Raw genomic sequence first — 11,813 nt, forward strand, 5'->3', positions numbered from 1 at the left:
GATGCTGGCCTACGCGCTCCGCCGGATCGTCGTCTCGGTCCCGCTGCTCGTGGGCGTCAGCCTTCTCGTCTTCCTGATCCTGCGGCTGATTCCCGGCGACCCGGCGCAGATCCTCCTGTTCGGCGCCAACCCGACGCCGGACATGGTGGCCGAGCTGCGCCACCAGCTCGGCCTGGACCAGTCCGCCCCCGCGCAGTACTGGCTCTACGCCCAGCGGCTCGTGCGCGGCGATCTCGGCTACAGCTACGTCACCAACAGCCCGGTGATGTCCGAGATCGCCGCTCGCCTGCCCTACACGATCGAGCTGGCGCTCGCGGCGCTCGGCGTGGCCCTGGTCCTCGGCTTCGTGACCGGGATCCTGGCCGGCATGTGGCCGGGGTCGGTCATCGACAGGATCGCCACGGTGGTCTCGGTCCTGGGGCTCGCGGTGCCGTACTTCTGGCTCGCGCAGCTGCTCGTGCTCATCTTCGCGGTGCGGCTGGGCTGGCTCCCCGCGCTGGGGTTGGGCGGTCCGACGGCGATCGTGCTGCCGGCGCTGTCACTGGGGCTCGGCTTCGCGGCGATCATCACGCGGCTGCTGCGGTCCAGCCTGATCGAGGTCTACCAGCAGCCATACCTGCTGGTGGCGCGAGCCAAGGGGATGGCGCCGTCACGGCTGTTGGTACGGCACGCGCTGCGCAACGCGGTCGGGTCGGTGGTCACGGTCATCGGGCTGCAGATCGGCAACCTCTTCGCCGGAGCCGTCGCGATCGAGATCATCTTCGGGCGCCCCGGGCTGGGCCAGTACCTGGTCTCCAGCATCCAACAGAAGGACATCCCGGCGATCCAGGGAGTGGTGCTCTTCGTGGCCGTCGTCTACATCGGCGTGAACCTGCTGGTCGACCTCGCGCACGGCGTCCTCGACCCACGAGTCCGGCTCGGGTGGTCGCGGTGACCGTCGTCGAGGGGGTCGCCGCCCCGGCCACTGTGGAGGCACCCACCGGCGGGCAGCCGGGCCGGACGGGCGGAGGGGACCGGTTCGGCCTGATCGCCTGCGCCGTCGGCGTCCTGCTCGTGCTGGTGCTGTTGCTCGCGCCCGTACTCGCCCCCAGCGACCCGACGTCGATCGTCGGCGACGCGCGCGGCCACCCGAGCGCGGCGCACTGGTTCGGCCTCGACGCACTCGGCCGCGACGTGCTGAGCCGGACGCTCTACGGCGGCCGGGAGACACTCGTCATCGCGCTGCTGAGCACCTTCTTCGCCGCACTGGTCGGGGTCCCCCTCGGCATGCTCGCCGGCTACGTCGGACGGTGGCCGGGCGGGGTGACGATGCGGGTGATGGATGTCTTCCTGGCCTTCCCCGGTCTCCTGCTCGCCCTGGTGATCGTCACCATCCGGGGGCCCGGGACGACGACGGTGGTCGCGGCCGTGGCCGTCTCGTTCGCCCCCGTCTTCGCCCGGGTGCTCTACGGCGCGACGCAGCGGGTCCGCAACCAGGAGTACGTCGCCGCCGCCCGAGTCGTGGGATGCGGGCCGGCGCGCATCCTCGCCCGGCACGTGTTCCCGGTGATCCTCCCCGAACTCATCGTCGTCCTGAGCAGCGCGATCGGCTGGACGACGCTGCTGTCGGCGACGTTGAACTTCCTCGGCTTCGGCGTTCGGCCACCCGCGCCCGAGTGGGGAGCCGACCTCGCCGCCGGGCTGAGCCACATCTCGCAGGCCTGGTGGATCTCCACCGCTCCCGGCGTCGCGGTCACGCTGGTGATCCTGCTGGCCAACCTCGTCGGGGACCACCTCGGCGGCCGTCTGACCCGCGGAGGCGGACGACGTCGCCGCCCCGCCCGGAGGGACACCGGCGATGCGGGCGTCCCCGTTGCCGAGGCCGTAGCGAAAGCGAAGGAGTGAGGTCCGCATGGAGATGTTCATCATCCCGCTGGGCACATGCAACTGCCCGTACGAGGTGGTCGCGCCCGGGGTGCACGACGGCGAGCTGATCAAGCTGCCGGTCCCCTCGTACCTGATCAAGCTCGACGACGGGAAGAACCTGCTCATCGACACCGGGATGAGCCGTCTTCACATCACCGACCCCGGAGCGACGTGGCGGGGCACCGAGATGGTCGACATCCTGGTGCCGGAGATGGGCGAGGAGGACAACCTCGAGATCCGGCTGGCCGAGCTCGACGTGCGGCCCACCGACATCGACTACGTGATCAACACACACCTGCACTTCGACCACGCGGGCAACAACGACCTGTTCGAGAAGGCGACCTTCTTCGTCCAGCGCGAGCACTACGACTTCGCGGTCGACAACCCCACCTTCCCGAACCAGTACTGGAACCTGCCGAAGCTGAAGTACGAGCTGCTCGACGGCGAGATGGAGCTCTTCCCCGGCATCGAGGCCATCGTCACCCCCGGCCACGCGCCCGCCCACCAGTCGGTCATGGTCCGCCTCCCCGACACCGGCAACGTCGTCGTCTGCGGTGACGCGATCTACACCCAGGACAACCTCGATCACGACGCCTGGGGTGGCCAGGCCGACCCGGTCGCCGCCAAGGAGTCCGGCGCCAAGCTCCAGCTCATCGCACAGCAGGAGAGCGCGAAGCTGCTCTTCGGCCACGACCCCATGCAGGCCCAGCAACTGCACCGTTCCCCGCAGAGCTACCGGTAGGAGACGAGATGGCGGACAACGACGCGTTCCTGCTCAGTGGAATCTCCGTGTTCGACGGGACGGGCAGCCCCGTGCTCCCCGGCCAGGCGATCGTGGTCGAGAACCGACGCATCGCCTGGATGGGCCCGGAGGCCGATGCCCCGTCGTTCGCCGCGGAGCGGGTCTTCGACGGGCAGGGCGGCACCGTCATCCCGGGGATGATCAACTGCCATGCGCACGTCGCCCACGACGGCGCCGGCGACCTGGCCGCTCAGACGCAGGCCGACAGTCTGCCCATCGCCACGATCCGCGGAGTGAAGAACCTGCACGTGGCGCTGATGTCCGGCGTCACGAGCATCCGTGACTGCGGCGCCGCCGACGACCTCGCGATCGAGATGTCCAAAGCCGTCGACGACGGCATGATCCCCGGCCCCCGGATCCGCGCGGCCGGCCGAGTGATCACCATGACCGGGGGGCACGGCCACTTCATCGGGCGGCAGGCGGACGGCCCGGTGGGGACCGCGCAGGCCACGCGCGCCGAGATCGCAGGTGGTGCGCACTTCATCAAGGTGATGGCCACCGGGGGCGTGCTCACCAAGGGCGTCCATCCGAACCAGACCGCGCTCCAGGTCGACGAGCTCACCGCGGTCGCGCGCGAGGCGCACAACGCCGGACGGCGGGTCGCGAGCCACGCCATCGGCGGCCAGGGCATCAAGAACGCGCTCAGAGCGGGCATCGACTCCATCGAGCACAGCTTCTACCTCGACGACGAGTCCCTCGAGATGGCCGTCGCCCAGGGCACGTTCCTCGTCCCGACGCTCATCGCCGTCAACAGGATCGTCGAGAACCCCGACAAGATCCCGTCCTGGGTGGTGGAGAAGGCCGAGTCGGAGTCGGGCGCCCACCGGGAGAGCTTCCTTGCTGCCGTCCGGTCCGGTATGAAGATCGCGGCGGGTACCGACGCCGGCACGCCCTTCAACCCGCACGGCGAGATGCCCGCCGAGTTGGAGCTGATGGTGGAGTTCGGGCTGACGCCGACCGAGGCGCTCCTGGCCGCGACCCGCAACGCCGCCGAGAACATCGACCTGCTGCACGAGGTCGGCACGCTCGAGACCGGCAAGCTGGCCGACCTCGTGCTCCTCGACGGCGATCCGACCGTCGACATCACGGCGGCCCACAACGTGGTGATGGTGGTCAAGGACGGTGTGGTGCATCGCAACGAGCTGAAGACTGCGAGCTGAACACATGAGCGCCGCGGGCCCCGACCCCCTGCTCGAGCTGCGTGACCTCCGGGTCCGTTTCGCCGTCCCCGGCGGAACGCTCTCGGCGGTCAACGGCGTCGATCTCGTCGTACGGCCGGGCGAGGCCGTCGGCGTGGTCGGCGAGTCGGGGTCCGGCAAGAGCGCCACCTGCCTGGCCATCCTCGGCCTGCACCCCAGGACGGCGCAGGTGTCGGGCTCGGTCGTCTTCCAGGGGCGGGACCTGCTGACCCTGAGCGACCGGGCGATGCGCTCCGTGCGCGGCCGGGAGATCGGCCTGGTGTACCAGGACCCGATGGCGGCACTCAACCCGGTGCGGTCCATCGGCGCGCAGCTGCGCGAGCCCTTGATGCTCCACCAGGGCATGACCCGCAGGCAGGCAAACGAGCGCGCGGCGGAGCTGCTCGCGCAGGTAGGCATCTACAACCCGGCCCGACAGCTGGCCGCCCATCCCCACGAGTTCAGCGGCGGTATGCGCCAGCGCATCGTCATCGCGATGGCGGTGGCCTGCCGGCCGCCGCTCCTCCTCGCGGACGAGCCCACCACCGCACTCGACGTCAGTGTCCAGGCCCAGGTGCTCGACCTGCTGGCCGAGCTCACCCGGGATCTCGGCATCGCGCTCGTGCTGATCAGCCACGACCTGTCCGTCGTCTCGAGCGTCGCCGACCGGGTCGCGGTCATGTACGCCGGGCAGGTGGTCGAGCGGTCCCCGGCGATCTCCCTCTTCGAGGACCCACGACACCCGTACACGGCGGCCCTGTTGGACAGCATCAGCGAGGTCGACGACCTGCCGCCGGACGCCCTGCTGCCGACCATCCCCGGTTCACCCCCGGACTTGCGCGCGCTACCGGCCGGCTGCCCGTTCGCGCCGCGCTGTCCTCGAGCCCAGGAGCACTGCGTGCGCGAGCCGCCGTCGCTGACCCCCGACCTCTCCGACCGGGATGTCGCCTGCTGGCACCCCGTGCCGGCGCGGAACGCGTCGCCGCTGAAGGTGGCCCGGTGAGCAGCAGCACGCACCTGCGCACCGCCGACGACGAACCCGTCCTCGAGGTGCGGGACGCCGTCGTCACCTTCCGCGGCCGCCGCGCACTCGGGAAGCGCGCCGTCGTCCGCGCTCTCGACGGTGTGAGCCTCACCCTGCCCCGCGGAGCCACCCTCGGGATCGTCGGCGAGTCCGGGAGCGGCAAGTCCACGCTCGCCCGCAGCATCGTCGGCCTCGAGAAGCTGCGTTCGGGCTCGATCACCGTTGCCGGCTCCGCGGAAGCCCGCGGCCGGGCCGTGCAGATGATCTTCCAGGACTCGCTCAACTCGCTGAACCCCCAGCGGACCATCGGCTCGACGCTCGGCGAGCCCCTCATCGTCCACAAGCTGCGGCCCCGCAACGAGGTGCGCGACCGTGTGGCGGAGCTGCTCGAGACCGTCGGCCTGGACCCGGACCTCGCCACCCGCAGACCGCTGCAGCTCTCGGGCGGCCAGCGCCAGCGGGTCAACATCGCCCGGGCCCTGGCGACCGAGCCCAAGGTGATCATCGCCGACGAGCCCACCTCGGCGCTGGACGTCTCACTGCGTGGCCAGATCCTCAACCTCCTGCGCAGGCTGCAGCGGGAGCAGGACCTCTCCTACATCTTCATCAGCCACGACCTGGGCGTGGTCAGCCAGATCAGCGACCTCGTGGCCGTCATGTACCTGGGCCGGATCGCCGAGACGGCTCCTCGCGCGGAGATCTACGCGCGCCCCAGGCACCCCTACACCCGGGCGCTGCTCGGGGCTGCCGCCACACCGGACCCGCGGCGGGGCAGGGTGGCGCCCATTCCGGGCGAGCCGCCCAGCCCGGCCGACCCGCCGTCGGGGTGCGGCTTTCACCCGCGTTGCCCCGAAGCACTGCCGTCGTGTGCGCAGAACGAGGTCTTCCTGGAGCCGGCCGGCCCGGGTCATCTCGTGTCGTGCCCCGTCGTCCTGTCCCGGGTCGAACGCGAGAGCTCGACCGTCTGAAGCCGGTCGTGCCGACGATGTCCACCACCCTTGTCGCCTCGTCGGTCTCGCCCCGGGAGGCCGCCGTCCCCCTTCGACCCGCCGGGTCCCGTTCGCGGATCGCCGGGACGGCGAGGACCTGACGATCTGCTGACGATCGGTGGCCCGCACGGGATCGGGTGCCGCGCCAGGTCGCCCGGGGCGCTCGACAGGAGCACCATGGTGCCGCGATGACCTCGATCCCACGTCCGGCCCGATCCGCGCCCGTCCGCTGCGCCGCGGGAGGTACGACGGCGCCGGGGGCGCGGACGCGTGTCCTGGTGGTCGACGACGACGGCCGGATCCGGCAGGCCCTCTCCCTGGCGCTCGACGACGAGGGTTTCGCGGTGTCGACGGCGTCCTCCGGTGAGGAGGCCATGACGCTGCTGGCCCGCGATCCGGTCGACACCGTCCTGCTCGACCTGATGCTGCCGGGCACCGACGGGCTCACCGTGTGCCGGCGGCTGCGGGCACGGGGTGATCTGCCGATCATCATCGTCACGGCGCGGTCGGAGTCCGCCGAGGTCATCGCCGGTCTCGAAGCGGGCGCCGACGACTACGTGTCCAAGCCGGTGGTCGCCGGGGAGCTCGCCGCCCGGATCAGGGCGCTGGTGCGGCGCCGGCGCCCGGACACCGCGGCCGCCACGCTCACGATCGGCGACGTCGAGGTCCGCCCGGACGAGGGCGTCGTCCGTTGTCACCGCGACGGCGGGACGGCCGACGTCCATCTGACCAGAACGGAGTTCCGGCTCCTCGTCGAGCTGGCCGTGGCGGGAGGCAAGGTCGTCACGCGCGAGGACCTGCTGCGGCGCGTCTGGGACTACGACTATCTCGGCGACACCCGGCTCCTCGACGTCCACATCCGGCGGCTGCGCTGCAAGATCGAACGCGACCCCGACCACCCGGCGCTGGTCCTCACCGTCCGCGGCTCCGGCTACCGGGCCGCCGTCCGAGCCGATGCCGACGGTTAGCCCACGGCGGGCCGGCCTGCTGCAGCGCCAGCTCCCCATGACCTGGAGGGTGGCCATCGCCTTTGCGGCGATGTCGATGGCGATCACGGGGCTGCTCGCGGTCGTGACCTGGCACCTCGCGTCGAGCTACCTGCTGAGCAGGCGCGAGCAGGGCGCCACCACCCAGGCGGCGGTCGACGCCCACCTCGTGCAGGAGGTGCTCCGCGACCCACGCAGGAACTGGCCCGTCGACCTCATCCAGGGACTCGCGGGTGGCGGTGACGTGACCGTCGCCCTGCGTCGGCAGGGGACGTGGACCGTCAGCGGACCGGCTCAGGACGTGCCGGCCCTGCCCGCCGAGCTGCTCGCACTGGCGGGGTCCGGGACCCCCGCCCGGCAGCGTGTCGTGGCCGCCGGACAGCCGGTTCTCGCGGTCGCGTTGCCCGTCGAGGGTGGCGTCTACGTCGAGGTCGCGCCGCTCTCGGGTCTCGACAGCTCGCTCCGGTTCCTGAGCGCCGTGCTGGCGGCGGGCGTCGGCGTCAGCGGGCTACTCGGTCTCGGCCTGGGCAGCTGGGCCGGGCGACGCGCCCTGCGTCCCCTGACGGAGCTGCGGGACGCGGCCGCTCGGATGGCCGCCGGCGACCTCGACGCCCGGCTCCCCGAACAGGACGACGCCGACCTCGCGCCGCTCGCGGCCACCTTCAACCGAACGGCGGACGACCTCCAGTGGCGGGTCCAGCGTGATGCCCGGTTCGCCGGGGACGTGAGCCACGAGCTGCGTTCGCCGCTGACCACACTGGTCAACGCCGTCGCGATCCTCCGTCGCCGACGCGACGAGCTGACCCCGACCGCACAGCAGGCGGTGGATCTCCTCGACGCCGACGTGCACCGCTTCCGCACGATGGTGAGCGACCTGCTCGAGATCTCCCGGGACGAGCGGATCGACGAGAGCGACCTGGAGGAGTGCGACATGGTGGACGTGGTCACCCATGCCGTCGGCGCCCGACCGGGGATCGTCGTGGACGTCGCGACGACGCCGCCCAAGGTCCTCGCCGACCGCCGCAGGCTCGACCGGGTCGTCGAGAACCTGCTGGACAACGCGGCGCACCACGGGGGCGGCGCCGTCCGGGTCGGGGTGTCGCCCTCCTCCGACGGAGTCCGGGTGGAGGTCGACGACGCCGGTCCGGGAATCCCGGTGGAGCTGCGCAAGGAGGTGTTCGAGCGGTTCTCCCGCGGCGGCATCGCCGGGCGTCGCGAGGACACGGGCGGCACGGGGCTCGGCCTCGCGCTGGTCGCCCGGCACGTCCGCGCGCACCACGGCCGCGTGCGCATCGAGGAGAGCCCGTTCGGTGGCGCCCGCGTCGTCGTCGAGATCCCGCGGGGCACGACGTGAGACCCCGTCGGCGTGCCGTCGCGGTGGTGCTCCTGCTGGTCGGGCTGCTCACCGGCTGCGGCGTCGCCACCCAGGACCATCCCGAGCCCGTCGACCGGTCGGTGATACCGCCGGTGCCGACCCCCACCGTCGCCGTGCTGCCCGACCCTGGTTCTCCCGCGGTGCCGCCGTCCCCGACCCCGACTCCCCCGGTCACTCCCCCGGTCTCCGCGACCCGGTAGCCGGCTCGCGGACGTCTCCCCGAGGGGGCGCCGAACCACCACCGGTGCCGGCGTCGGGACCGGCGCCGGACGAGGTGTCGGACTCGAGGAGTGGCGAGCGGGCGAGCAGGAGCGTCCCCACGCCCACGAGGACGGCGCCGATCACGCCCGCGGCCAGGAAGCCGCCACCGCGAGCCTGTTCGCCGAACACGGCGAGTCCCCAGGCCACCGACACGGCCGGGTTCGTCAGAGTGAACCCGGGCTGCGACGCGACGAGCGTGCCGCTCTCGAGCGCGTTCTGCAGGAGGAAGAACGACACCGGGCCGACGACCGCCACGGCGTAGGTCTGCCACGTCGTGAACAGGCCGTCGCCGCGACTCACGGCCGCACCCACACCCGCGATGAGCGACGAGTTCAACCCGAACGCCGCGCCCGTGGCCACACCGAGGAAAGCGGCACGACGGCCCTGTCGAGCGCGCAGGCCCAGTACGACCAGGGCGACGATCCCGGCTGCCGTGAGCGCGATCCCCAACGCCCACGTCGCACCCGGCACCGTGCCCGGGTCCCCGCCCGACGGCGCCAGACAGCCCACGAGCATGCCCAGGCCGACGGACTGCAACCCGATCGCGGTCCAGTCCCGCCTGCCCAGGCGCAGGCCGAACATCCACGACGCCGCCAGCAGCGTGAAGGGCAGCTCGATCACCAGCACGGGCTGGACCAGCGCGATCCGTGAGACCGAGATCGACACCGCGTGCAGCACGAAGCCACCGAGCATCGCGAGGATGCCGAGGAGCCACGCCGGCCGACGGATCAGATCCAGCATCAGCTGCGCGGAGAACGACCGCGACTCCGGCTCGTCCCGGGCCGCACGGCGCTGCAGCACCGACGCCGTCGCGTTCAGCGCTGCGGCGACGAGCATGAGCACGATTCCGAGCACGCAGTACCTACCCCTCTATCCCGGTCGGGCCGCGGGCGCCCGGCCCCCTCTCCGTACCCGGGCGCGCGGACCGGGATGCGCCCGCACGGCGCACGTCACCCGGCGCGGTCCCGGGCGACGAACGCGAGGTCGTCCCGTTCCCGCGCGGGCGACGTCGAGGCGGGCCGGCGAGTACGAGCCGCCGTCACTGGCCGACCTTCACCCCCGGGAAACCCTGCGCGTACTGGATCGGCCGCGACGACCGAGCACCGACCCGGTCGCGGTTCCCTCCGGCCTCCCGGTGACCGACCGGCAGGACGACGCGTCCCGTCGTCGCGGCCAGCATCAGCGCGCTCGCGGTGTACCAGGCGATGACCGCGGACGCGACGAGCACGACCGCGCCGATGGTCACCAGCACCGGAGCGGCCACCGTCATCCCGATCGCCAGCAGGGTGGAGCCGGCGGCCAGCGTCAACAGCACCAGGGCGAGGGCGATGTTCTCCGCCAGTGCGGCGACGAACCCGGTCCACGTGACGGCGGCGAGACCGATGAACCAGAAGCCGAAGGCGACCCTGGCATCGGTGCTGCCGGAGGTCCCGGGCGCGATGTGCAGACCGACGAGCAGCGTGTAGAGGCCGTAGCCGATCCAGAACGATCCCCAGGCCCCGTGGATCCCCGTCGCCAGTGCGTCACGGGCGCGGTAGGACCACATCGCGGCCAGGAGCTGGGCGATTCCCCCGAACGCGAAGGCGAACGGGAACAACACCAGTGGCGTGGTCGTCTCGTTGCCGAACCAGCCCGCGAGGTTGGCCGCGACCATGAACGTCGACACGGCGAACCCGAACAGCCCCAGGATCGACGGGGCCGCGACGGGTTGCAGCGTTATCGTCGTGTGCTCTCTCCAGAACGCGTAGTCATCGGTACCGGGATGGTCGTGCGTACGCGGACCGGACTTCTCCGGGCTGCCGTTGTGTCCGAGGGCAGCGGCGTGGGTTGTCATCTGATCACTCCACATGGTGGTACGCTGCCCAGCACCGCGCAGAGGATCGTCACCATCGATCCCGTCACGAAGAGCCCCACGGTCCACGTCGGCCGCCACCGTTGCTCACGGTGTCGTCGCGACCCGGCCATCGCCGCCGCGAAACCGGTGTCGGCGGAGAGGTCGCGCTCGATCTGCTCGAGTGCGTTCCGCTCCCGTTCGCTCAACATCTGTCCTCCCTCCCTTGCGGTTGGTCGTCTGCTGTCCCTGGCCTACCCGGTTCGCGCCCGCAGAACTGGCACCGCGACGTTCGTCAGGGGATGGGAAGGTCGGGGTCACGCGGTGCGGTACCGCTCGAGATCCTGGGTTCTGACCCGGAGGCCGAGGCCGGCCCGCGACCGGTCGGGACGCAGCGAACCACCGGGCTCGGGTTCGAGGACACCGTCGAAGGCGATGCGCTCGATCCGCTCGTGGTCGTGGAAGTACTCGAGGTGGCGCAGGTGCCAGACCGCCGTGCCGGCGTGCGCCGACACCTGCGGCGCGCAGTGCAACGAGAGGTCGAGGCACCTGGCGTCACACAGGGCGGCGACCCGCTGCAGCGCGGTGAGGCCACCGCACCGGGTGACGTCGGCCTGCAGGCAGTCGACCGCCTCGGCGGAGAGCATGCGGTGGAAGTACGGCAGGTCGTAGCCGTACTCCCCCGCGGCGACGTCCATCCCGCCCGGACCGCGGTCGCGCAGCAACCGCAAACCGTCGAGGTCGTCGGAGCTGACCGGTTCCTCCAGCCAGCGGACGTCGTCGTCGGCGAGCCGGTCGGCCCAGCCGAGCGCCTGCTTGCGGGTCCACGCACCGTTGGCGTCGACGAAGAGCTCGACGTCGTCGCCGATCGCGCGGCGGGCGACCCGTACCCGGTCCTGGTCCTCGTCCGGCCGGCGGCCGACCTTCATCTTCACCCGCGGGATGCCGGCGTCGACCCAGCCGCGCAGCTGCTCGGCGAGCCGACGGTCGTCGTAGGAGGTGAACCCGCCGCTGCCGTAGATCGGCGTCGCCTCGTGGACCGCGCCGAGGGCCGTCGAGAGCGGCATCGACTGCAGCCGGGCGTGCAGGTCCCACAACGCGATGTCGGCCGCCGAGATCGCCTCGGCGACCAGCCCGGGACCTCCGAGGTTGCGCACGGCGTGCCGCATCGCGGCCCAGGACGCGGCCGGGGTGGCGGCGTCCCGGCCGCGGACGACGCCGGCGAGCGTCCCGGTGACCACACCGACCGCGGCCGGTCCGGCGTAGGTGTAGCCGATTCCGGTGTGCCCGCCGCCATGGGCGCGCACGAGGACGAAGGTCGTGGAGTCCCAGCTCATGGTGGCGTCGGACTCCGGTCCGTCGGTGGGGATCGTGTAGGCGGCCGCCTCGAGCCGCTCCACGACGGGATTTTCGCTGTTGGGGGCGGTGTCGCGCACTCCTTCGGCCTACCCCGCCCGCTCGG

General features: G+C 71.9%; 13 protein-coding genes. 9 read left to right on the top strand and 4 right to left on the bottom strand.

What is annotated here, in order from left to right; all coding sequences use genetic code 11:
• Nucleotide 1: 1 nt before the first annotated feature.
• The 9 genes from PSED_RS30190 (at nt 2) to PSED_RS30230 (ending at nt 8,459) form a co-directional block, all read left to right on the top strand.
• A complete protein-coding gene (locus PSED_RS30190) occupies nt 2–934 on the top strand; it encodes an ABC transporter permease (protein WP_013678025.1) in 933 nt (310 codons plus the stop codon).
• Nucleotides 931–1,884 carry an ABC transporter permease gene (locus PSED_RS30195; protein WP_143770674.1) on the top strand — a complete coding sequence of 318 codons (954 nt, stop codon included), beginning with the start codon at nt 931–933 and terminating at the stop codon, nt 1,882–1,884. The genes PSED_RS30190 and PSED_RS30195 overlap by 4 nt, the downstream gene beginning before the upstream one ends.
• Before the next feature lie 7 nt (nt 1,885–1,891).
• Nucleotides 1,892–2,647, top strand: a complete 756-nt coding sequence (locus tag PSED_RS30200) for an N-acyl homoserine lactonase family protein (RefSeq protein ID WP_013678027.1) — start codon at nt 1,892–1,894, stop codon at nt 2,645–2,647.
• Nucleotides 2,648–2,655: 8 nt separating this feature from the next.
• Nucleotides 2,656–3,867: a metal-dependent hydrolase family protein gene (locus PSED_RS30205; RefSeq protein WP_013678028.1), complete on the top strand. Its 1,212-nt coding sequence runs from the start codon at nt 2,656–2,658 to the stop codon at nt 3,865–3,867.
• A gap of 4 nt (nt 3,868–3,871) precedes the next feature.
• Nucleotides 3,872–4,888, top strand: a complete 1,017-nt coding sequence (locus PSED_RS30210; RefSeq protein WP_013678029.1) for an ABC transporter ATP-binding protein — start codon at nt 3,872–3,874, stop codon at nt 4,886–4,888.
• A complete protein-coding gene (locus tag PSED_RS30215; RefSeq protein ID WP_013678030.1) occupies nt 4,885–5,877 on the top strand; it encodes an ABC transporter ATP-binding protein in 993 nt (330 codons plus the stop codon). Before PSED_RS30210 ends, PSED_RS30215 begins: the two co-directional genes overlap by 4 nt.
• A gap of 209 nt (nt 5,878–6,086) precedes the next feature.
• Entirely contained in the window at nt 6,087–6,866 is a 780-nt protein-coding gene (locus PSED_RS30220; RefSeq protein ID WP_013678031.1) for a response regulator transcription factor, read from the top strand.
• 49 nt (nt 6,867–6,915) lie between these two features.
• On the top strand, nt 6,916–8,238 hold the full coding sequence (locus PSED_RS30225) for a sensor histidine kinase (RefSeq protein ID WP_233899205.1): 1,323 nt from the start codon (nt 6,916–6,918) through the stop codon (nt 8,236–8,238).
• On the top strand, nt 8,235–8,459 hold the full coding sequence (locus PSED_RS30230; protein WP_013678033.1) for a hypothetical protein: 225 nt from the start codon (nt 8,235–8,237) through the stop codon (nt 8,457–8,459). Before PSED_RS30225 ends, PSED_RS30230 begins: the two co-directional genes overlap by 4 nt.
• On the opposite strand, the gene PSED_RS30235 is transcribed toward PSED_RS30230, so the two are convergent.
• The 4 genes from PSED_RS30235 to PSED_RS30250 all read right to left on the bottom strand — a co-directional run bounded on the left by PSED_RS30235 (nt 8,431) and on the right by PSED_RS30250 (nt 11,751).
• Nucleotides 8,431–9,375, bottom strand: coding sequence for a DMT family transporter (locus PSED_RS30235; protein WP_013678034.1), 945 nt, complete (start codon nt 9,373–9,375; stop codon nt 8,431–8,433). The two genes, PSED_RS30230 and PSED_RS30235, sit on opposite strands and share 29 nt — an antisense overlap.
• A gap of 184 nt (nt 9,376–9,559) precedes the next feature.
• Nucleotides 9,560–10,354: an acetate uptake transporter gene (locus tag PSED_RS30240; protein WP_013678035.1), complete on the bottom strand. Its 795-nt coding sequence runs from the start codon at nt 10,352–10,354 to the stop codon at nt 9,560–9,562.
• Nucleotides 10,351–10,563 carry a DUF3040 domain-containing protein gene (locus PSED_RS30245; protein WP_013678036.1) on the bottom strand — a complete coding sequence of 71 codons (213 nt, stop codon included), beginning with the start codon at nt 10,561–10,563 and terminating at the stop codon, nt 10,351–10,353. The genes PSED_RS30240 and PSED_RS30245 overlap by 4 nt, the downstream gene beginning before the upstream one ends.
• A 105-nt stretch (nt 10,564–10,668) precedes the next feature.
• Nucleotides 10,669–11,751: an enolase C-terminal domain-like protein gene (locus tag PSED_RS30250; protein ID WP_233899207.1), complete on the bottom strand. Its 1,083-nt coding sequence runs from the start codon at nt 11,749–11,751 to the stop codon at nt 10,669–10,671.
• Nucleotides 11,752–11,813: the final 62 nt, after the last annotated feature.

The organism is Pseudonocardia benzenivorans CB1190, from assembly GCF_000196675.2.
Classification (GTDB): Bacteria; Actinomycetota; Actinomycetes; order Mycobacteriales; family Pseudonocardiaceae; genus Pseudonocardia; species Pseudonocardia benzenivorans.